The 20,984-nt window shown below is 68.2% G+C and carries 22 protein-coding genes; 13 read left to right on the forward strand and 9 right to left on the reverse strand.

What is annotated here, in order from left to right; translation table 11 throughout:
* From GBO37_RS18355 to surE, 3 genes are all read right to left on the reverse strand, one after another.
* The coding region (locus GBO37_RS18355) for a LysM domain-containing protein (protein WP_252930362.1) at positions 1-404 on the reverse strand (404 nt) is incomplete at its 3' end.
* A gap of 36 nt (positions 405-440) precedes the next feature.
* Positions 441-1,091 (reverse strand): protein-L-isoaspartate(D-aspartate) O-methyltransferase, encoded by a 651-nt coding sequence (locus GBO37_RS18360; protein WP_045981481.1) that lies wholly within the window; start codon positions 1,089-1,091, stop codon positions 441-443.
* Positions 1,088-1,897: a 5'/3'-nucleotidase SurE gene (gene surE / locus GBO37_RS18365; RefSeq protein WP_252930363.1), complete on the reverse strand. Its 810-nt coding sequence runs from the start codon at positions 1,895-1,897 to the stop codon at positions 1,088-1,090. The genes GBO37_RS18360 and surE overlap by 4 nt, the downstream gene beginning before the upstream one ends.
* Positions 1,898-2,067: 170 nt before the next feature.
* Between surE and GBO37_RS18370 the strand changes: the two genes are divergently transcribed.
* A complete protein-coding gene (locus GBO37_RS18370; protein ID WP_045981483.1) occupies positions 2,068-2,982 on the forward strand; it encodes a sulfite exporter TauE/SafE family protein in 915 nt (304 codons plus the stop codon).
* Positions 2,979-3,881 carry a TIGR02186 family protein gene (locus GBO37_RS18375; RefSeq protein WP_252930365.1) on the forward strand — a complete coding sequence of 301 codons (903 nt, stop codon included), beginning with the start codon at positions 2,979-2,981 and terminating at the stop codon, positions 3,879-3,881. The genes GBO37_RS18370 and GBO37_RS18375 overlap by 4 nt, the downstream gene beginning before the upstream one ends.
* Before the next feature lie 828 nt (positions 3,882-4,709).
* Here GBO37_RS18375 and GBO37_RS18380 read toward each other — a convergent pair.
* Positions 4,710-5,666: an L-malyl-CoA/beta-methylmalyl-CoA lyase gene (locus tag GBO37_RS18380; RefSeq protein WP_148910535.1), complete on the reverse strand. Its 957-nt coding sequence runs from the start codon at positions 5,664-5,666 to the stop codon at positions 4,710-4,712.
* Positions 5,667-5,830: 164 nt separating this feature from the next.
* On the opposite strand from GBO37_RS18380, the gene GBO37_RS18385 reads away from it, so the two are divergent.
* A complete protein-coding gene (locus GBO37_RS18385) occupies positions 5,831-6,691 on the forward strand; it encodes a D-amino-acid transaminase (protein ID WP_252930368.1) in 861 nt (286 codons plus the stop codon).
* A 50-nt stretch (positions 6,692-6,741) separates the two neighbouring features.
* On the opposite strand, the gene GBO37_RS18390 is transcribed toward GBO37_RS18385, so the two are convergent.
* A complete protein-coding gene (locus GBO37_RS18390; protein WP_252930371.1) occupies positions 6,742-7,494 on the reverse strand; it encodes an N-formylglutamate amidohydrolase in 753 nt (250 codons plus the stop codon).
* A 98-nt stretch (positions 7,495-7,592) separates the two neighbouring features.
* Between GBO37_RS18390 and pyk the strand changes: the two genes are divergently transcribed.
* From pyk to GBO37_RS18415, 5 genes are all read left to right on the forward strand, one after another.
* On the forward strand, positions 7,593-9,038 hold the full coding sequence (gene pyk, locus GBO37_RS18395) for a pyruvate kinase (protein WP_046000136.1): 1,446 nt from the start codon (positions 7,593-7,595) through the stop codon (positions 9,036-9,038).
* Positions 9,039-9,068: 30 nt separating this feature from the next.
* Positions 9,069-9,293 (forward strand): hypothetical protein, encoded by a 225-nt coding sequence (locus GBO37_RS18400; protein ID WP_252930373.1) that lies wholly within the window; start codon positions 9,069-9,071, stop codon positions 9,291-9,293.
* 108 nt (positions 9,294-9,401) lie between these two features.
* On the forward strand, positions 9,402-9,602 hold the full coding sequence (gene rpmI, locus GBO37_RS18405) for a 50S ribosomal protein L35 (RefSeq protein WP_042244892.1): 201 nt from the start codon (positions 9,402-9,404) through the stop codon (positions 9,600-9,602).
* Between the two features lie 15 nt (positions 9,603-9,617).
* The gene (gene rplT / locus GBO37_RS18410; RefSeq protein ID WP_045981489.1) at positions 9,618-9,977 is read left to right on the forward strand and encodes a 50S ribosomal protein L20; all 360 of its coding nucleotides are present in this window, start codon (positions 9,618-9,620) and stop codon (positions 9,975-9,977) included.
* A gap of 125 nt (positions 9,978-10,102) precedes the next feature.
* Positions 10,103-10,285 carry a CsbD family protein gene (locus GBO37_RS18415; RefSeq protein WP_252930375.1) on the forward strand — a complete coding sequence of 61 codons (183 nt, stop codon included), beginning with the start codon at positions 10,103-10,105 and terminating at the stop codon, positions 10,283-10,285.
* Positions 10,286-10,342: 57 nt separating this feature from the next.
* Here GBO37_RS18415 and GBO37_RS18420 read toward each other — a convergent pair whose 3' ends face one another.
* On the reverse strand, positions 10,343-10,951 hold the full coding sequence (locus tag GBO37_RS18420; RefSeq protein ID WP_252930376.1) for a LysE/ArgO family amino acid transporter: 609 nt from the start codon (positions 10,949-10,951) through the stop codon (positions 10,343-10,345).
* Positions 10,952-11,042: 91 nt separating this feature from the next.
* Here GBO37_RS18420 and GBO37_RS18425 point away from each other — a divergent pair, with 91 nt between their 5' ends.
* The 4 genes from GBO37_RS18425 (at position 11,043) to pheS (ending at position 16,003) form a co-directional block, all read left to right on the forward strand.
* Entirely contained in the window at positions 11,043-11,963 is a 921-nt protein-coding gene (locus GBO37_RS18425) for a LysR family transcriptional regulator ArgP (protein ID WP_252930379.1), read from the forward strand.
* Positions 11,964-12,019: 56 nt separating this feature from the next.
* Positions 12,020-13,375, forward strand: a complete 1,356-nt coding sequence (locus GBO37_RS18430) for a cytochrome P450 (protein WP_252930381.1) — start codon at positions 12,020-12,022, stop codon at positions 13,373-13,375.
* Positions 13,376-13,438: 63 nt separating this feature from the next.
* The gene (locus GBO37_RS18435) at positions 13,439-14,845 is read left to right on the forward strand and encodes a sodium:alanine symporter family protein (protein WP_194885138.1); all 1,407 of its coding nucleotides are present in this window, start codon (positions 13,439-13,441) and stop codon (positions 14,843-14,845) included.
* 75 nt (positions 14,846-14,920) lie between these two features.
* The gene (pheS, locus tag GBO37_RS18440; RefSeq protein WP_127897976.1) at positions 14,921-16,003 is read left to right on the forward strand and encodes a phenylalanine--tRNA ligase subunit alpha; all 1,083 of its coding nucleotides are present in this window, start codon (positions 14,921-14,923) and stop codon (positions 16,001-16,003) included.
* Between the two features lie 42 nt (positions 16,004-16,045).
* On the opposite strand, the gene GBO37_RS18445 is transcribed toward pheS, so the two are convergent.
* The 3 genes from GBO37_RS18445 to GBO37_RS18455 all read right to left on the reverse strand — a co-directional run bounded on the left by GBO37_RS18445 (position 16,046) and on the right by GBO37_RS18455 (position 18,248).
* Positions 16,046-16,360, reverse strand: coding sequence for an NINE protein (locus GBO37_RS18445; RefSeq protein ID WP_252930383.1), 315 nt, complete (start codon positions 16,358-16,360; stop codon positions 16,046-16,048).
* A gap of 172 nt (positions 16,361-16,532) precedes the next feature.
* Positions 16,533-16,832, reverse strand: a complete 300-nt coding sequence (locus GBO37_RS18450; protein ID WP_042244914.1) for a TM2 domain-containing protein — start codon at positions 16,830-16,832, stop codon at positions 16,533-16,535.
* 204 nt (positions 16,833-17,036) lie between these two features.
* Complete coding sequence (locus GBO37_RS18455; RefSeq protein ID WP_252930384.1) at positions 17,037-18,248, reverse strand: hypothetical protein; 1,212 nt, start codon at positions 18,246-18,248, stop codon at positions 17,037-17,039.
* A gap of 171 nt (positions 18,249-18,419) precedes the next feature.
* Between GBO37_RS18455 and pheT the strand changes: the two genes are divergently transcribed.
* Positions 18,420-20,807 (forward strand): phenylalanine--tRNA ligase subunit beta, encoded by a 2,388-nt coding sequence (gene pheT / locus GBO37_RS18460; RefSeq protein ID WP_252930386.1) that lies wholly within the window; start codon positions 18,420-18,422, stop codon positions 20,805-20,807.
* Positions 20,808-20,984 lie beyond the last annotated feature (177 nt).

Genomic DNA, 20,984 nt, shown 5'->3' on the forward strand with positions numbered 1-20,984 from the left:
GCAAAGGGGTCGGTCACGATCGCCGTGCCGCCACCGGTCGCGGCCCCCGCGGGCGCACCGGCGGCGACCTGCGTCGGCAGGACCAGGACCGCACCCGCCAGCAGGGGCGCGTCGGCGGGCAGGGCATTGTGGGCGGCCAAAGTCGCCGCATTTAGTCCAAGCCGGGCGGCGATCGATGCGGGCGTGTCGCCCGCCTGCGCGACCGCGACCTGGCCGCTGGAAAAGCTGATGACGCCGCGCGCGTCGGGCGCCGGACGGGGTGCCGCGGCTGCGGCCGCGGGGGCGGTGTCCATGCCCCCGATCAGCCCGCGCAGGTCGGGGTCGAAACTGCCGTCCGGCCCGCAGGCCGTCAGCGCCAGCACGGCCAGCATGGCGCAGCCGGTCCGAATATCACGTCTTGTCATGGTCCTGTCCTCGGCCTGCCTGATGGTGGCCGGGGGTCATGTCTGGCCCAACCCCTCGACCAGCGGAACGAACCGCACCTGCCGCAACTCGTCGTAATCGAAACCCTCTTGGGTCCGCGTCACGCGGATCAGGGTCTGGACCGCGTCCGACTGTCCGACAGGCACCACCATGATACCGCCGATCTTCAGCTGTGCCAACAGGGGCCCGGGCGGATCCTCGGCCGCGGCGGTCACAAGTATGCGGTCGAAGGGGGCCTGGTCGGGCAGGCCCCGCGATCCGTCGGCCACCTGCGCGATGATGTTGTAGAGACCCAGTTCGCGAAAGATCGCCTCGGCCTCGTGGACCAGGCGGCGGTGGCGGTCGACGGTGTAGACGCGCCGGCACAGTCCCGACAGGACCGCGGCCTGGTATCCCGAACCGGTGCCGACCTCCAGCACGGTGTCGCGGGGACCGACGTCCAGGGCCTGGGTCATCAGGCCGACGACCGAGGGCTGGCTGATCGTCTGGCCGCAGGGGATGGGCAGGGGGGTGTCCTCATAGGCGCGGTCGGCGAACTGGCCGCGCACGAACAGGCCGCGGTCGATCCCCTCCATCGCGGCCATGACCCGCGGATCGGTCACCCCGCGGGACCGCAGCTGAAAGACGAACCGCATCTTGCGTTCCGCGTCGTCGTCCTCGTCGCTCATTCGGCAGCCCGTGCCAGCGGATCGTCCAGCGCCGCCGCCAGTCGGTCCAGCGACGCATGGCAGGTCAGGTCCGCCCGCATCGGCGTGACCGAGACGAACCCCTCCATGTTGGCGGCCACATCGGTCCCGTCGCGCGCCGGCGCCTGCTGCGACCCGCCCGCGATCCACATGAACCGGCGCCCGTTCGGCGCGCTGTAGGGCTGGGCGGCAAAGCGCGATCCCTGGCGCTGGCCCTGGGGTGCGACGCGCAGGCCCCGGACCTCCGCGGCCGGGACCGGCGGAAAGTTCACGTTGTAGAACAGGCGGAAGTCGGCATCCGTCGACCAGTCGCCATGATCCAGCAGGCGGCGGATCACCGCGGCGCCATGCGTGCGCGCGCCTTCGAAGGGGTCGGCAAGGTCCGCGGTGCGCGGGCCCAGGTACTGCGACAGCGCGATCGCGGGCAGGCCCTGCAGCGCGGCTTCCATCGCGCCGCCGATGGTGCCCGAATACATGGCATTCTCTCCGGCATTGTTGCCGCGGTTGACGCCCGACAGCACCAGGTCGGGGGCCGCGCCCACGATGTCGCCCAGGGCCGCCAGAACGCAGTCGGCCGGGCTGCCCTCGGCGGCATAGCGGCGTTCGGCCAGGCGGGCGACCATGGTGGGGTGGGTATAGCTGATGCAATGAGCCACGCCCGACTGCTCGAACGCGGGCGCGACGGTCCAGACCTCGCCATGCGGGCCGGCCAGTTCGGTGGCGATCTGGTGCAGCACCTCCAGGCCCGGGGCGTTGATCCCGTCGTCATTGGTGATGAGAATGCGCATCCTGTCCCCTGTTCCGGCTGACCGCGCCCCTGCGCACGCGGATGTGACCCGATCTGCTTAGCGGGGGCGGCTTTCTGCTTCAACCCGTTCCTGCGCCGCAGGGCGGAAGCGGTTTGACGTCGGGCGCGCCGCGTTGCATCGTGGGACGGTGCGCAACGGGCCGGGATGCGATGCAGATCTTTCTTCCCATCGCCGAAGTCTCGGTCAACGCCTTCACCCTGATGGGGTTGGGCGGGCTGGTGGGCGTCATGTCCGGCCTGTTCGGTGTCGGTGGCGGCTTCCTGATCACGCCCCTGCTGTTCTTCATCGGCATCCCGCCCGCCATCGCGGTGGCGACCGGCGCGAACCAAGTGGTTGCATCGTCGGTGTCGGGCGTGCTGGCGCACATGAAGCGCAAGACCGTCGATTTCCGTATGGGGGGCGTCCTGCTGGCCGGCGGCATGGTCGGATCGGGCCTGGGGGTCGTGGTCTTCAACATCCTGCAGCAGCTGGGCCAGGTCGAGTTGGTCGTCCAGCTGTGCTATGTCGTCTTCCTGGGCCTGATCGGCGCGATGATGCTGCAGGAAAGCCTGCGGGCCTTGTTGCGCGCGCGCCATCCCACGGGGCGGCGGCGCCTGCACCAGCACATGTGGGTCCACCGCTGGCCGCTGAAGGTCAAGTTCCGTGCCTCAGGCCTCTATATCAGCGTCATTCCGCCCCTTCTGGTCGGGGTCGCGGTGGGTGTTCTTGCCGCGATCATGGGCGTCGGCGGCGGCTTCATCATGGTGCCGGCGATGATCTATCTGCTGGGCATGCCCACCAAGGTCGTGGTGGGAACGTCGCTGTTCCAGATCACCTTCGTGACCGCCTTCACCACGCTGATGCACGCGGTCAGCTACAACACGGTCGATGTGATGCTGGCGGTGCTGCTGATCGTGGGCGGCGTCATCGGCGCGCAGATCGGCACCACGCTGGGCGCGCGCCTTCGGGCCGAACAGCTGCGCATCCTGCTGGCGCTTCTGGTGCTGGCGGTCTGCGGCAAGCTGGCGCTGGACCTGTTCCTGACACCTGACGACCTGTTCGTCATCACCACGCGGGGGCAATGATGCGGGGGGTCGTCCTGGCGATGATGCTGGCGCTGCTGCCCGGTGCGCTGATGGCGCAGGGGGCGGGATCGACCATGCCCACGGACCCGGATGCGGGCCTGATCCCCCCGGTGGACGCCCCCCAGGTCTGGCCGCTGTTCCCCGATCCGGGGTCGCCGCGCGGTGATCCGGTCGCCCCCGCCGACCAGGGGGGGGAGCAGGTGGTGGCGGGTCTGTCGAACAGCGCCGTGGCGATCACGACCAGCTTTGATGGCAGCGACATCCTGATCTATGGCGCCGTACGGCGCGAGACGCCGATTCCCGACGGCCCCCTGGACGTGATCGTGACGATCGAGGCCCCGTCCGAACCGCTGACCATCTGGCAGAAGGCCCGCCGCTTCGGCATCTGGGTCAACACCGAACGCGTCGATGTGGGGGCTGCGCCCAGCTTCTATGCGGTGGCGACGACGCGGCCCCTGGACGACATCCTGGCGCCGGACTGGGACAATCGGTACCGCATCTCGCTGCCGCTGGTGCTGCGCGCCTTTGCCGGCGCCCCCGAGGTCGAGGATACGCTGCCCTATACCCAAGCCCTGCTGCGTCTGCGCCAGCAGAACGGCCATTACCGGATGGAGGAGGGGGCCGTGACCCTGGTCGAGGACACGCTGTTCCGCACGGACATCCGCCTGCCTGCCAACCTGATCGAGGGCGATTACCGCGCCCGCATCTTCCTGCTGCGGGAGGGGGCGGTGATCGACGCCTATGGCGCCGCGATCGAGGTGCGCAAGGTGGGCCTGGAACGCTGGCTGTACCGTTTGGCCTTCGACCAGCCGCTGCTCTATGGCTTGATGTCGCTGGCGGTGGCGGTGATCGCCGGCTGGGGCGCCTCGGCCGCGTTCAGGAAGCTGCGGCGCGCGTGATCGCCGATCATCTTGGCTGCGGGGCAGCGGCGTAGGGTCTCCCTGCAATGTTAATCCCGCGTCTGCACGTCTTGATGGGCTTACGTGGCAATCGTCGGGGGCACTGCATGATACAGTTTGCAGCCTTTCTGGCTGTCGAGCCGTCCGGGTATGCCATCCGCGGGATCGATCAGTCGGCCTGACCGGCGGGCCGGCGCATGTGGTCAATGTATCCTATGGCCCAACGTCGTTGATCGTCGAGGCGGAACTGGAGGCTTGGAGCCCGCTAGAATGCACGGCACCGGGCGGTGCAAGATTTAATGTTGGACGACAGACCGCAGACGGCGGCAGCGGAGGGCGGTGCTCGATATTGCAGGGTGACCGACGGCGGGCCCGTCGGAGGACCGGGACTGTTCCGGCGTTTGATCGGTGGGAGCAACCCAGAGGGTCATTTTGTCCTTGGCAAGCCGACTTTGGACCTGCATCGGCCGGATGGTGGTAGGAACAGCAATGCGTGCGAATGAGGAATCGCGCCGCGCTTGCGCTTCCGCCACCACGCGGTAACGCCCGCTAAGGCGACGCCCGCGCCGGCGCGCGGGTTGACGGCGCGCGTCGCGTCACCCTTCGGACATACCGGGATGCGCGGTGGGCGGTACTGCTGGAGTTCGAGGGGAAGCAAGGTTCAGGGCGGCTGACCGGGATGGCTGCCGTGGCCGGGACCGTCCATGGTCCGGCCATCGGCAGGCCTCACCCGCGGTCATGCGATAAGGCCCCGCGATCGCTCGCGGGGCCTCTCCTCCCTCGTGGTGCGGGCCGTCCCCCTCCACTGGTCCGGCCCGCGGGGGGTCTTCAGGCGCTGATCAGGTCGGACTGGCGCAGAGTCACCTCGGCTTGCTTGATCGACGCGATGTCGACCAGGCGGCCCTTGTAGACGGTGGCGCCGGCGCCTTCGGCCTTGGCCTTCTCCATCGCGGCCAGGATCTCTCGCGCCTCGGTGACGGCGGCCTCGCTGGGCGAGAACACCTCGTTGGCCAGTGCGATCTGGCTGGGATGGATGGCCCATTTGCCGACCATGCCCAATGTGGCGCTGCGCAGGGCTTGGGCGCGGAACCCCTCGGAGTCGCTGAAGTCGCCGAAGGGGCCGTCCACGGGCAGCAGCCCGTGCGTGCGGCACGCCGCGACGATGGCGGTCTGGGCCCAGTGCCACGGATCGGGCCAGTATTTCTGGCCGTCCCGGATCATGTAGTAATTTTCCTGCGTGCCGCCGATGCCGGTGGTGGCCATGCCCATCGACGCCGCGAAATCGGCGGCCCCCAGGCTGATTGCCTGCAGGCGCGGGGACGCGGCCGCGATCTCCTCGACATGGCAGATGCCGGCGGCGGATTCGATGATGACCTCGAAGGCGATCGGCTTGGTACGGCCCTTGGCGCGTTCGATGGCGGTGACCAGCGCATCGACGGCATAGATGTCGGCCGCGCATCCCGCCTTGGGGATCATGATCTGGTCCAGCCGGTCGCCTGCCTGTTCCAGCAGATCGACCACGTCGCGGTACCAGAAGGGCGTGTCCAGCCCGTTGATGCGCACCGACAGCGTCTTGGAGCCCCAGTCGACATCATTGATCGCCGCGATGATGTTGGCGCGCGCCTGGTCCTTGTCGGCGGGCGCGACCGAATCCTCCAGGTCCAGGTTGATGACATCGGCGGCAGAGGCGGCCATCTTAGCGAACAGCGCGGGGCGCGATCCGGGGCCGAACAACTGACAGCGGTTCAGGCGCGCAGGGGGCAGGGGCTGTTGGCGAAAGCTCATGGCAAGGTCCTGTTCGACAAGATTCGGGCCTGCCATCGGTAATAATGTTGCGCTGCGGTTGCAGCAAGCCCTATTTCCGCAATGCGGCATCGGGCGCGGTTCTTGACGCAGCGGGGCTTTGGGCGCAGGACCGGGCGCGAACACGCGACGGCACGGAGGCAGCGATGACGCGGACGGTCTATGTGAATGGCGATTACACCCCTGAGGATCAGGCCATGGTGTCGGTCTTTGACCGGGGGTTCCTGATGGCCGACGGCGTCTATGAGGTGGTCAGCGTGCTGGGTGGCAAGCTGATCGATTTCGAAGGGCACATGGTGCGGCTGAAGCGGTCGCTGTCGGAACTGGCCATCGCCAACCCGCTGTCGGACGATGCGTATCTGGCCGCGCATCGCGACCTTGTGGCGCGGAACGACATCACCGACGGGCTGGTCTATCTGCAGGTGACCCGCGGCAATCCGGGCGATCGCGATTTTGCCTATCCGTCCGCGGACACGGTGCCGACAGTGGTGATGTTCACGCAATCGAAGCCCGGCCTGGCCGACGCCCCCGCGGCCAAGACCGGGTGGAGCGTCGTCAGCGTTGATGACCTTCGCTGGGGTCGGCGCGACATCAAGACGGTGCAGCTGCTGTACCCGTCGATGGCCAAGATGGAAGCCAAGGCGCGCGGTGCGGACGATGCCTGGATGGTCGAGGACGGGCGCGTGACCGAGGGAACCTCGAACAACGCCTATATCGTCAAGGGAAACACGATCGTGACGCGGGAACTGAGCCACGACATCCTGCACGGGATCACCCGCGCGGCGGTGCTGCGCTTTGCCCGCGAGGCGCAGATGCAGGTCGAGGAGCGCGCCTTCACCATCGCCGAGGCGCAGGAGGCGGACGAGGCCTTCATCACCTCGGCCTCGGCCTTCGTCATGCCGGTCGTGTCGATAGACGGGTCACGGGTAGGGGCGGGCACGGTCGGCCCGGTGGCCACGCGCCTGCGCGAGATCTATCTGGAAGAGAGCCTGAAGACCGGGGTCTGAGTTGCGTCCCGCGACGGCGGGGGGCCAGCCCCCCGCACCCCCCGGCGTCGTCACAACCCGCTGTCGGCCAGCACCTTCGTGATCACCGGCGCCAGCCTGTCGGCCCAGATCTGCTGGCCTTCGGGGGTGGCGATCAGGTCGTTGCGGACCTCGATCAGCATGTTAGGGCGGCCGTGGCGCAAGGCGTGGCGATCGACGCTGTCTCCGTCCAGATGCCCGTCATAGGGCTGGTTCTCTCCGGTGATCCAGCCCTGATCGCGGCAAGCCGCGACCATCGCGGGGCCAAGGCGCGGATCGGCATGCGAATAGAGGATGCCCACCTGCCACGGCCGCGGCGGGCGCCCCCGCAGCTGCGGCGTGAAGCTGTGGACGGCGCAGATGCAGCGGTCCGGGTGCAGCGCCGCGACCCGGGCCAGCGCCGCGTGATAGGGGCGGTGCAGCCGGTCCAGCCGGCGCTGGCGTTCGGCCGTGTCCGCCAGGCGGTTCGTCGGGATCACCGTCCCGTCATAGAGCCGCATCAGCAGGGTGGGGTCGTCCTCTCCGCGGTTCGGGTCGATCACCAGGCGAGAGAAATCGGACAGGATCGCCGGCGCGTCCAGCCGTTCGGCCAACTGTTCGGTCAGCCCGGCCGCGCCGACGTCGTAGGCGATGTGGCGGGCCATGTCGGCGGGCGCGATGCCAAGGGTGCCGCCGCTGACCCAATCGGGCACGCGGTTCGTGGCGTGATCGCAGGTGATCAGCCACCGCGAGGGGCGGTCCTGACCCAGGATGCGGAAGGGCGTCGATGTCGTGTCATCGGTCATGATGCAGGCTGTCTACGACGGATGGCGGACAGACGCCAGTTGCCGACCATCGGCATTTGCGGCATAGATAGCGCTAAACCTGAGACAAGGGCGGGATGATGAGACGACATCGCAACGTGAAGATCGTGGCAACCCTGGGACCGGCATCATCGTCGAAAGAGATGATCCGCGCCCTGTTCGATGCCGGGGCCGACGTGTTCCGCCTGAACATGAGCCATGGCAGCCATGACGATCACCGGGCACGCCACGACACGATCCGCGAGATCGAGGCCGAGACGGGCCGTCCCATCGCCATCCTGGCCGACCTGCAGGGCCCCAAGCTGCGCGTGGGTCCCTTTGCCGCCGGGCCGCACGAACTGGCCGTGGGCGATCATTTCCGCTTTGACCTGTCGCCTGATCTGGGCGATGCGACCCGCGTCTCGTTGCCGCACCCCGAGATCTTCGCGGCCCTGATCGAGGGATCGGAACTGCTGGTCAACGACGGCAAGATCCGCCTGACGGTGCAGAAATGCGGCCCCGATTTCGCCGATTGCGTGGTCACGGTCGCAGGCGCGATCAGCGACCGCAAGGGCGTGAACGTCCCGGACGTGGTTCTGCCGCTGGCCGCGCTGTCGGACAAGGACCGCGCCGACCTGGAATTCGCCTGCGAGTTGGGCGTGGACTGGCTGGCCCTGTCCTTTGTCCAGCGTGCCGAGGACGTCGAGGAGGCCAAGACCCTGGCCAAGGGTCGCGCCGCGATCCTGTCCAAGATCGAGAAGCCCGCGGCCGTGCGCGCCTTTGACGAGATCCTGCAGGCGTCCGACGGGATCATGGTCGCGCGCGGCGACCTGGGCGTCGAGCTGCCGGTCCATTCGGTGCCGCCGATCCAGAAGCGCCTGGTCCGCCTGTGCCGCAGCGCCGCCAAGCCGGTGATCGTTGCCACGCAGATGCTGGAATCGATGATCGACAGCCCGATGCCCACCCGCGCCGAGGTCAGCGACGTCGCCAACGCCATCTATGAAGGCACCGACGCCGTCATGTTGTCCGCCGAGAGCGCCGCCGGCAGCTTCCCGGTCGAGGCCGTGCGCACGATGGACAACGTCGCCCGGTCGGTCGAGGCCGACCCGAACTATCGCTCGATCATCGAGGCGGCGCGCAAGGCCAGCCTGTCGTCGGTCCCCGACGCCATCGTGACCGCCGCGCGCGAGATCGCCGAGACGACCGACGTGGCCGCCATCTGCGCCTTCAGCCAGTCGGGCAAGACGATCAGCCTGATCGCCCGGGAACGGCCCCGCGTGCCGATCCTGGCGCTGTCGCCGATCCTGACGGTCACGCGCCGCATGGTGCTGACCTGGGGGACGCATTGCGTGACGACCCCGCGCATGTCGCGCTTCAAGGAGGCCGTGATCATCGGCACCCGCGCCGCCCGCGAATACGGCTTTGCCGACGAGACGCGGCAGGTCGTGGTGATGGCGGGCGTGCCCTTCAACGTGCCGGGCACGACGAACATCCTGCGCATCGCCCCCTGCGATGACCGCTTGATCTTCGCCACCGACCCGGAATAACGCTGGGGCCTTGAAACCCGGGGGGTGGTGATGTCCGATCTTCTTTTGCTGGCAGGGGTTGCCCTGTGCCTTCTGTCCGTGGTGCTTGCGGTGGTCCAGCTGCTGCAGACGCAGCCGCCGCGCGCGGCGATCTTGGCGCTTTTGGGCGGGATCGTGCTGCTGTTCGCGGGGGCCTGGATGGATCCCGAACCCTTCAGCCCGGCCGACATCCCGGCCGCGCTGGACACGGTCACCGGCGGTGAGCCCGCGTCCTGACCCCTTGCGCATTCCCGCGCGCCTGTGTAAGGCGACGCTTCCGTTCCCGTGCGGCCGGCCGACATGGCATTGCCGAGCCGCGCGTTCACTCTGATGAAGGAGATGAAAATGCCGAAGATGAAGACCAAATCCGCTGCCAAGAAGCGGTTCTCGATGACGGCCTCGGGCAAGGTCAAGGCAGGTCAGGCCGGCAAGCGCCACGGCATGATCAAGCGCACGACCAAGTTCATTCGCGACGCGCGCGGCACCACCATCCTGTCGGATGCGGATGCCAAGATCGTCAAGAAATACATGCCCTACGCTCGCTGATCAGGAGAACCACACATGTCCCGCGTTAAATCCGGCAAGGTGACCCACGCCCGTCACAAGAAAGTCCTTGATCAAGCCAAGGGCTACTATGGCGCGCGCTCGCGCAACTTCCGCACCGCCACCCAGGCCGTCGACAAGGCCAACCAGTACGCGACACGCGACCGCAAGAACCGCAAGCGCAACTTCCGCGCGCTGTGGATCCAGCGGATCAACGCCGCCGTCCGCGCCGTCGATGCCGAGATGACCTATTCGCGCTTCATCAACCTGCTGTCGAAAGCCGGCATCGAGGTTGACCGCAAGGTCCTGGCCGACCTGGCCGTGAACGAACCCGACGCGTTCGGCGCGATCGTGGCACAGGCCAAAGCCGCCGCCTGATCGCGGCCACCGCATTGCCGCAAAGGCCCGTTCCCGATCCGGGAGCGGGCCTTTGTCATGCGCGGAACCCGCATGCGTGTCGGGCGTTCATCCCCCACAGAGACACACCCATCAAGGAGATCCCCATGGGCGAGATGACCGACAAGGCGAAAGCCGCAGGGAACAAGCTGGCAGGCAACGTCAAGGAGGGCATCGGCAAGATGACCGACAACGAACGTCTGGAAGCCGAAGGCAAGGCCCAGCAGGCCAAGGGCACCGCACAGAACGTGTCGGGCGCCGTCAAGGGCAAGCTGGGCGACGACATCTGATCGTCATCCATTGTCTGGAAAGGCCCCGCGATTGCGGGGCCTTTTTCATGTGGTGCGTCACCCCAGCAGCAGCTTGGCGGCGATGGACCACATGACGACGGCGATGACCGCCTCCAGGATGCGCCAGGCGGTGGGGTTGGCAAAGACCGGTCGCAGCCAGACGGCGCCATAACCCAAGGCGAAGAAGAACAGAAACGATCCCGTCACCGCGCCCGCCGCGAACGCGTCGCGGTCCTCTGTGAACCGGGTCGAGATCGTGCCCAACAGCACGACCGTGTCCAGATAGACATGCGGGTTCAGCCATGTCAGCGCCAGGCAGGCCAGCACCGTTCGCCGCAGCCCGCCCGGTCCGCGCCCGCCGCCTGCCTCCAGCGCCCCGGTCGCGCTGATTGCCGTGCGCAGGCTGCGCGCCCCGTACCAGATCAGGAACGCCGCCCCTGCCACGCGCATCACCGGGTCGATCCAGGGCAGCAACTGGGCGATGCGGCCAAAGCTTGTGACGCCCAGCACGATCAGCACCGCATCCGACAGCGCGCAGGTCAGGCAGACCGCCAGCACGTGATCCCCGCGCAGGCCCTGGCGCAGCACAAAGGCGTTCTGCGCACCGATCGCCACGATCAGGCTGAGGCCCGTCATCAGGCCGGTCAGAAAGATCGCAGGGCTCATGGGGCGTCTCCGGTCATGGGGTCGCGGTTGATCTAGCCGCCCGTGGCGGATTAGACAAACTCATGCTGCTAAGGTTGGGTAAGGAAAACTGATGCTGGATTATGCCGCTGCCCGTGCCGTTGCGACGATCGTGCGGACCGGCAGCTTCGAGGCCGCGGCGCGGGCTCTTGGGGTGACGCCTTCGGCGATCTCGCAGCGGGTCCGCAATCTGGAGGAGCGGTTGGGCACCGTCCTGATCGGTCGCGGACAGCCCTGTACCGCGACCGAAGCCGGAGCCCGCCTGTGCCGCCACATGGACCATGTGGGCATGCTGGAACAGACATTGGCGCAGCACCTGCCGGGGATGGCCGACGGGGATGCCGCGCGGGTCACAGTGACGATCGCGACGAATGCCGACAGCTTGGGCACCTGGCTGATGCCCGCCCTGGCCGCCCACGCGCGCGACAGCGGGCACCTGTTCCAGATCGCCATCGACGACGAACAGCACACCGCCGACGGGCTGCGGCAGGGCAGGGTGCTGGCCGCCGTGACGTCGCTGGACAGCCCGGTGCAGGGCTGCGCGGTGCGGCCCCTTGGGCGGCTGCGCTATCACGCGACGGCCAGCCCCGATTTCATGCGGCGGCATTTCCCTGACGGGGTGACGGCGGCGGCGCTGGCCCGTGCGCCGGCGCTGGCCTTTGATCGCAAGGACGGGCTTCAGCTGGCTTGGGTCCGGCAGGTCACGGGGCAATCGCCGGTGCTGCCCGCGCATGGCCTGGCCTCGACCCAGGGTTTCGTGGATGCGTGCCGCGCGGGGCTGGGCTGGGGGCTAAACCCGGAGATGCTGGTCGCCGATGATCTTGCCTCGGGTCGGCTGGTGCAGATGGTGCCGGGCACGCCGCTGGATGTGTCGCTGTACTGGCAGATCGGGCGGCTGGCTGCGGATCGGCTGTCCGGGCTGACGCGCGCGGTGCAGGCGGCGGCGGTCGCGGCCCTGCTGCCCGCGACATCTGGGCCGCTGTCCAACGGTTGACCCGCAGCCCCCGCGGCCCCAGCTTTGTAGGACAGCCCCAGCCAGAGGCCGCCGCCATGTTCGACCTGCCCCAAGCCGATCCCGCCAAGGTGCCGTTGGCGACCGTCCCCCTTGGCCTGTGGGGCACGGCCATGACCGCGCGCCGCAACGTGCTGGAACTGATCCCCGCCATCGCCACGCGCCAGCCCATCGTGTCGGGCAAGACCGGCGTCAGCTGGCACATGGTGATGGACCCGACCGCCCTGCGCCGGATCCTCAAGGAAAAGCTGGATGATTATCCGAAATCGGTGACGACCAAGCTGATCCTGAACCCGGCCATCGGTGACAGCCTGTTCGTGGCCGAGGGTGCGCATTGGCGCTGGCAGCGCCGCGCCGCCGCCCCGGCCTTTGCTCAACGCCATGTCGAGGCGCTTGGCCCCGTGATGACCGCCGCCGCCGAGGCGTCCTGCCGCCGTCTGGCGGGCGCGCGCGGTCCGGTCGATCTGTTCGAGGAGACGGTGGCCGCCACCTTCGACGTGATTTCCGATGTGACCTTTTCCGGCGACGGGATGTTCGACCGCGATGCGGTGCATCAGTCGATCGACGCCTATATCGCGCAGACGGCCAAACTGTCGCTGATGGACGTGCTGGGCCTGCCCGCCTGGCTGCCGCGGCCGGGGCGGCTGTTTTCCGGTCCGGGGCTGAAGCGGATGAAGGCCATCGCCGACCAGTCCATCGCCGCCCGCGCGCAGGCCGCCGAAAAGCACGGGCCGCCCGACCTGCTGGACCTGCTGCTGGTCGCGCAGGACCCCGAGACCGGGCGCACGATGACCCGCGACGAGCTGCGCGACAACCTGCTGACCTTCATCGTGGCGGGGCACGAGACGACCGCCCTGACGCTGGCCTGGGCGCTGTACCTGATGGCCTTCGCCCCCGACATCCAGGAGGCCGCCGCCGAGGAGGCGCGCCGTGCCTTGGGCGACCGCGCCGCCACCGCCGCCGATCTGGGCGCGCTTCCCCTGACCATGCGCATCGTGAACGAGACGTTGCGCCTGTACCCGCCCGCGGCCTTCCTGTCGCGCACCGCCCAGGCCCGCGACACGCTGTGCGGGCGCCAGATCAATCCCGGCGATACGGTCATGATGCCGATCTATGCGCTGCACCGGCATCACCTGCTGTGGGACCGGCCCGACGCCTTCGACCCCGACCGCTTTCTGAGCGCGCCCGACCGATATGCGTTCCTGCCCTTCGGCGCGGGGCCGCGCATCTGCATCGGCGCCAGCTTTGCCCTGCAGGAGGCGGTGATCATCCTGTCGACGCTGCTGGCGCGGTTCCGCTTTGCCCGCGTGCCGGGGCGAGAGCCGCAGCCGCGCATGATCCTGACGCTGCGCCCCGAAGGCGGGGTCTGGCTGACCGTGACGCCCCGCGACTAAGCGGCTTGCGATTGCTCACATGGCTGTTACAGACTGCCCCTTGAAAAGGCAGCGGAGAACGCCATGACCGCCATCATCGATTTCCTCAACACCATCTTCTGGGGCTACGTGCTGATCTACGGCCTGCTGGCCGTGGGCATCTACTTTACCCTGCGCCTGGGCTTCCTGCAGTTCGTCCACTTCGCCGAGATGTGGCGCTGCGTGCGCGGATCGGGAGAGACGGACAAGGACGGCATCACCCCGTTCCAGGCGCTGTCGGTGTCGCTGGCCAGCCGCGTGGGCACCGGCAACATCGCGGGGGTCGCTGTGGCGCTGACGCTGGGCGGGCCGGGCGCGATCTTCTGGATGTGGATGGTGGCACTGGTCGGCATGGCCACGGCCTATGCGGAATCGACGCTGGCGCAGCTTTACAAGGTGCACGGGTCGGACGGGATGTATCGCGGCGGACCGGCGCAATACATCGCCCGCGGCCTGGGCCTGCCCTGGCTGGCCGCGCTGTTCGCGGTCGCGCTGATCGTCGCCTTCGGCCTGGTGTTCAACGCGGTCCAGGCCAACTCGATCGCGCAGGCGGTCGAGGGCGCTTTCGGCATCGGCGCGGGCATGGTCGGTATCGGCGTGGCGATCCTGTCGGGCATCATCATCTTCGGCGGCATCCCCCAGATCGCGCGGGCGGCCCAGTTCATCGTGCCGATCATGGCGGGTCTGTACCTACTGGCGGCGGTCGTCATCCTGGTGATGAACATCACCGAGGTGCCGGGCATCCTGGGCGGTATCGTGCGTTCGGCCTTCGGCCTGCAGGAGACCGTGGGCGGGGTCGCGGGCGGCGTCGCGGCGGCCATGCTGAACGGGGTCAAGCGCGGCCTCTTCTCGAACGAGGCCGGCATGGGTTCGGCGCCCAACATCGCCGCGGTGGCAGTGCCCAACCCGCATCACCCCTCCAGCCAGGGCTTCGTGCAGGCCCTGGGCGTCTTCATCGACACCATCCTGGTCTGCACGGCGACCGCGGTGATGATCCTGCTGGCCGATGTCATGCCTTCGGACCAGCTGACCGGGGTGAACCTGACCCAGGCCGCACTGACCGACCATTTCGGCGGCTTCGGCCAGATCTTCGTGGCGGTGGCGATCTTCTTCTTCGCCTTCACCTCGATCATCGGCAACTATTCCTATGCCGAGAACGCCATCGTCTATCTGGGCGCGGGCAAGCCGGGCATCATGGTCCTGCGGCTGGCGGCACTGGGCATGGTGGTCTGGGGCTCGCTGCAGGCGGTCACGACCGTCTTCAACTTCGCCGATGCCAGCATGGGGCTGATGGCCACGATCAACCTGATCGCCATCGTCGCGCTGTCGGGGACCGTCGCGGTCGTCACCCGCGACTATCTGCGCCAGCGCAAGGCCGGGCACGAGCCGACCTTCCGCATCGGCGATCACCCCGGCATCGCGCCGGGCGTGAACCGCGACATCTGGAAATAAGGCGGCACGGGCGCGCGGTCTTTACCCCGCGCGCCCGGCCATGCTAACGCGGGCGCAACCAGGAAAGGCCCCGCGATGGACGATCTGACCCCCCTGCGCCAGCAATGGCTGGACCGCATTTCTGCCGCCTCCGACCCTCAGGCCATCGAGGACGTACGCCTGTCCGCGCTTGGCAAGAAGGGCGAGCTGAGCCTGATGATGCGCGAACTGGGCCGCATGTCCCCCGAGGAGCGCCAGACCACCGGCAAGGCGCTGAACCAGATCCGCGACGAAATCGACGCCGCCCTGCGCGCGCGCAAGCTGGCGCTTGAGGATGCGGCGCTGGACGCGCGTCTGCGCGACGAATGGCTGGACGTGACCCTTCCGGGCCGCCCGCGCCGTCAGGGGTCGATCCACCCGATCAGCCAGGTCACCGACGAGGTCACGGCGATCTTTGCCGACATGGGCTTTGCGGTCGCCGAAGGGCCGCAGGTCGAAAGCGACTGGTACAATTTCGACGCCCTGAACATCGCCCCCGAACATCCCGCGCGCCAGGAGCACGACACCTTCTTCATGCACCGCGCGCCGGGCGACGACCGTCCGCCGCACGTGTTGCGCACCCACACGTCGCCGGTGCAGATCCGCGCCATGCAGGATCACGGCGCCCCGGTCCGCGTGATCGCGCCGGGCCGCGTCTATCGCATGGACATGGACCAGACGCACACGCCGATGTTCCACCAGATCGAGGGCGTGGCCATCGACCGCGACATCAGCATGGCGCATCTGAAATGGACGCTGGAGGAGTTCTGCCGGGCCTTCTTCGAGGTGCCATCGGTCGAGCTGCGCTTCCGCGCGTCGCATTTCCCCTTTACCGAACCCTCGGCCGAGGTGGACATCCGGTGTTCCTGGGAAGGCGGCCAGCTGAAGATCGGCGAGGGCAATTCCTGGCTGGAGATCCTGGGTTCGGGGATGATGCATCCGCATGTCCTGCGATCTGGCGGGATCGACCCGGATCAGTGGCAGGGCTTTGCCTTTGGCATGGGCATCGACCGGATCGCGATGCTGAAATACGGCATCCCCGATCTGCGCGCCTTTTTCGAAAGCGACCTGCGCTGGCTGCGCCACTATGGCTTTGCAGCAGGCGACGTGCCGAGCGTCAGCGGCGGGCTGTCGCGCTGAAGGCGGCGCGCCCTAGCGATCAAGGGGCGCGCGCCGTGGACGTCAGGCGGTGAACGGAACGCCCGGTGCGGATGCGGGGAAGGCGGTTGGGTGCGGTCCGGAATGACCCCCGAACTCCACGGCCAGCCTCTGCCGCAGGGCGTCCTGATCGGCCCTGATGATCCCGGGGATCAGGAACAGATCGACGAACGCCCAGATCCCGACTGCGGCCAGCATGATCAGCCCGACCCCGAGGATCAGCGTCATCCAGCCCAGCACCCACAGGATCAGCATTGCGACTGCCGTGCCGGTCTTGCCCAGATAGAACCGGTGCGCCCCGAATCCACCCAGAAAAACCAGCAGAAAATAGGCGATCACGGGCGACCTGGTGTCGTTCGTGACACGCTGTTCGATGAGGATTCGCTGTTGGGTATCAAGGGGCACGTCAAAATCTCCGGATCTAAAAAGGGAATGTTGGTACGGTGACCGCCCTAGCACGGGCCGCCTTTACAGATCACGGAAATTTCAACCTCAGGTTAACGGCGCGCCATCACCGCAGCCGCCGCCGGATGTCCTCGCGATCCGCGCGGACCATTCCAGGGATCAGGAACAGGTCGATGATGCACCACAGCACCACGAAGCCCACCGCCGGCCAGCCGATCAGGATTGGCACCGTCAGCCAGCCCACGCCCCAGATTGCCAGCATGATGAACCCGCTGATCCAGCGGCCCAGATACATGCGGTGCACGCCGAACCCCCACAGGAAGATCAGCAGCAGATAGGCGATCAGCGGCGATTTCGCCTCATTGGCCACCCGCTGCTCGATCAGCAATTCGCGCTGCACATCCATCCGCAAGGCTCTCCTGTTCCATGTCGCGCGCCCCATCCGGACGCATTGCAAAGATAGGAACGCCCCGCCGCCACGCAAGATCCGCACCGCAGAACCCGGCGGACCCTGTGCGCGGTCAGTGACCCCGCGATGCCCGCGACCTTCTGGCAGCACCGCCGACCACGGCGCCGTGCCCCGGGCCGATCGGATCGACAGCGTCCGGGGTCAGTCGACGCGCTCGAACCGCTCGAACACCAGGCCCACGGGGCGGATCGGTGCGCCGGGCTGGTCGGGGCGGTTCACGTCCGTCAGCGCCATCCGGTATTCTCCCGGCCCCAACCGGGCGTCCACGCTGCCGTCCCTGTCGTCGGCCTGCGCCAAGACCGCCCCGTCCCGCGAAAACAGCGCCAGCTTGGCATCGACGCCGACCAGTTCGCCATAGGCGCTGACAATCAGCGCGGTCTCTCGGTCCAGGGTGAAGGTCAGCCATTGCGCGGTGCCGTCCTGCAGGACGACCGTCTCGCGGTCGGCGGCCAGGTCGATGGCCTGCATCGGATAGTCGCCATCCGTGGGCGGTGCCAACTCTCCCTTGCGCCAGGCGGTGCGCAGATAGCTGTCGCGGTCCAGCGCCTCGACGGTGACGGTGATCGTGCCCTCGCCCGAGGAGATCGGCGCGACACCCAGGCAATAGTCGCCTCCGGCCAGACCGCTTGGGAAATCGAGGCGCGCGTTCAACCCGTCGGCATCGTCGTTGGCGGCGATCTGCGTGCCCGACCCATCGAACAGGATCATGTTCGGGTCCAGCCCGTCGCTGACCGCACGCAGGGTCACGGAGGCGCTGCCGTCCAGCGCGAATCGCAGATAGCGGACAGTGCCGTCCGTCTGCGCCTCAACGGGCAGGGCGGCATTCAGCGGCCCCTGGCCCAGGGTCTCGGCAGGCGTTTCAGGGGTGCAGGCAGCGATGGTCGTGTCCACGGGATCGACCAGCAGGGCGGGCATGTCGGGACGCGTCAGCTGGACGGTCGCGGTCATGTCCGCGTCCCCGACGGGGATCAGCCGCACGCAATAGTCGCCCGGTCCGACGGACTGTTCGATCCGCGAATTCAGCCCGACGGCATCGTCATTCTCGGCCAGCAGGTCGCCGTCGGGGGTTTCCAGCCTGATGGACGGGTCGCCGTCCGACATCGCCTCCAGCCTCAGGGGCTGCATGTCGCCCGTCACCCGGAACATCGCATAGGGGTTGGTGCCGGCGGTCGTGGTCATCTGCCGCGACAGCGCGGCCCCCGCCGCGGTGATGTCGCTGGCATCGGGATCGTCGCCCAGCCAGGTGGCGGGCTGACCGGAACACTGCGGCTGGGCCGGGGCGTCCTGCGCCTGCGCGGGCAGGGCTGCCAACAGCAGGAGGGGGAGGGGGGCAAGACGGGACATGAGACTCATGATGACACCTTCGGTTTGCTTCGCGCTACAGTTGCACCCTGCGCAGGGCCCGGCAAGCGTGGTAACGGGCCGGGGATTCGGGGAAATCCGCTGATCCGGCTTGACCCAGGACGCATGGCACGGTTCAAGGCGGCAAAGTCCCCGCGCGGGCCGACCCGGAAGGCAGACGCCATGAAGTTCACCCTCTCCTGGCTCAAGGAGCATCTCGACACCACCGCGACCATCGACCAGATCGCCGAGGCGCTGACCGATCTTGGCCTGGAGGTCGAGGAGATCGCGGACCCTGCCGCCAAGCTGGGGACCTTTACCCTGGCGCGGATCGATCATGCCGAACAGCATCCCGATGCCGATCGCCTGCGCGTCTGCCGGGTGATGACGGACGAGGGCGAAAAGCAGATCGTCTGCGGCGCGCCCAATGCGCGGGCGGGCATCACGGTCGTTCTGGCCAAGCCCGGCGATTATGTCCCCGGCATCGACACGACGCTTGGCGTGGGCAAGATCCGCGGCGTCGAAAGCCACGGCATGATGGCCTCCGAACGCGAGCTGGAGCTGTCCGAAGAGCATGACGGCATCATCGAACTGCCGTCCGGCGAGGTCGGGCAGCGCTTCGTCGACTGGCTGGCGCAGAACGCGCCGGACAAGATCGACCCGATGATCCACATCAAGATCACGCCGAACCGCCCCGACGCCCTGGGCGTCCACGGCGTCGCCCGCGACCTGGCCGCGCGCGGCCTGGGCACGTTGAAGGCCGTGACGGTCGATGGGGTGCCCGGCGCCTTTCCCTGCCCGGTGGGGGTGACGATCGACGCGGGCGTGGCCGCCAAGGCGCCGTTCTTTGCCGGCCGCGTGGTGCGGGGCGTGACGAACGGCCCGTCGCCCGCCTGGCTGCAGAAGCGCCTGCGCGCGATCGGCCTGCGTCCGATCAATGCGCTGGTGGACATCACCAACTTCTTCACCTTCGACCTGAACCGGCCGCTGCACGTGTTCGACGCGGGCAAGGTCGCGGGCGACCTGATCCTGCGCGGCGCACGGGCCGGAGAGGAGCTGGTGGCGCTGGACGACAAGACCTATGCCCTGCCCGAAGGCGCGGTGGTGATCTGCGACGACAACGGCATTGAGAGCATCGCGGGCATCATGGGCGGCGCGGCATCGGGCGCGTCCGAGGAGACGCGCGACGTCTTCATCGAGGCCGCCTATTTCGATCCGATCAGCACCGCCGCCACCGGCCGCGCGCTGAAGATCAACAGCGATGCGCGCTATCGCTTTGAACGCGGCATCGACCCGGCCTTCACCCTGCCGGGGCTGGAGCTGGCCACGCGAATGGTGCTGGACCTGTGCGGCGGCGAGGCCTCCGAGGTGGTGACCGCCGGCGCGTTGCCCGACACGGGGCGCGCCTATCGCCTGGACCCCGCGCGCNCCAGCCGCCTGGTCGGCATGGATATCGACGAGGCCGATCAGCGCGCCACGCTGGAAGCCCTGGGCTTCCGGCTGGAGGGCGAGATGGCGCATGTCCCCTCCTGGCGTCCCGACGTGCTGGGCGAGGCCGATCTGGTCGAGGAGATCGCCCGCATCGCCAGCCTGACCAAGCTGCAGGGCAAGCCCCTGCCGCGGGCCCAGGCCGGGGTGCCAAAGCCCGTGCTGACGCCCCTGCAGGTCCGCGAGAAGACGGCGCGGCGCATGGCGGCGGCCTTGGGCTACAACGAATGCGTGACCTACAGCTTCATCGACCAGGCCTCGGCGGCGCTGTTCGGCGGCGGGGATGATGCGGTGCGCGTCGAGAACCCGATCAGCAGCGAGATGAGCCATCTGCGCCCCGACCTGCTGCCCGGCCTGCTGCAGGCCGCGGCGCGCAACCAGGCGCGCGGCTTCGCCGATCTGGCGCTGTTCGAGCTGGGTCCGGTCTTCTCGGGCGGAGAGCCGGGCGAGCAGGCGGTTCGCATCAGCGGGCTGCTGGTCGGCCAGACCGCGCCCCGCGATCCCTTCGGCAGCCGCCGCAAGGTGGACCTTTACGACGCCAAGGCCGATGCCGAGGCGATCCTGAACGCCATCGGCGCGCCTGCGCGTGCGCAGATCAACCGCAAGCTGGACGGCTGGTGGCATCCGGGGCGTGCGGGCAACATCGCGCTCGGGCCGAACGTGCTGGCAACCTTCGGCGAGATCCACCCCAAGGTCCTGCGCCAGATGGACGTCAAGGGGCCGGCCGTGGGCTTCACGATCCAGCTGGCCGCGGTGCCCTTCCCCAAGGTCAAGACGCCCACGCAACCCGCGCTGGAGCTGTCCGAACTGCAGGCCGTCGATCGCGATTTCGCCTTCGTTGTGGATGCGGGGGTCGAGGCGCTGACCCTGGTCAACGCCGCCGCCGGGGCCGACAAGGCGCTGATCGCGGGCGTGTCCGTCTTTGACCAGTTCGAGGGGCTGGAGGGCGGCCAGAAGTCGCTGGCCATCACCGTGCGCCTGCAGCCGCGCGACAAGACGCTGACCGATGCCGACATCGAGGCGGTCAGCCGCAAGGTCGTCGAGAAGGTCGAAAAGGCCACGGGCGGCCGCCTGCGCGCCTGATCCGTCCGGTCACGGACACGAAAAGACCCCGCCCGGTGGTCCGGGCGGGGTCTTTTCCTGTCGGCCGTCTGGCGCGTCTCAGAAGATCAGCGACAGGATGCCGATCACGACCAGCAGGCCGATGATGAAGATGATGCCAGCGGCGCCGCCGATGAACTTGAGCATGTCGGTCTCCTG

The organism is Paracoccus sp. 08 (assembly GCF_024105395.1).
Classification (GTDB): domain Bacteria; phylum Pseudomonadota; class Alphaproteobacteria; order Rhodobacterales; family Rhodobacteraceae; genus Paracoccus; species Paracoccus marcusii.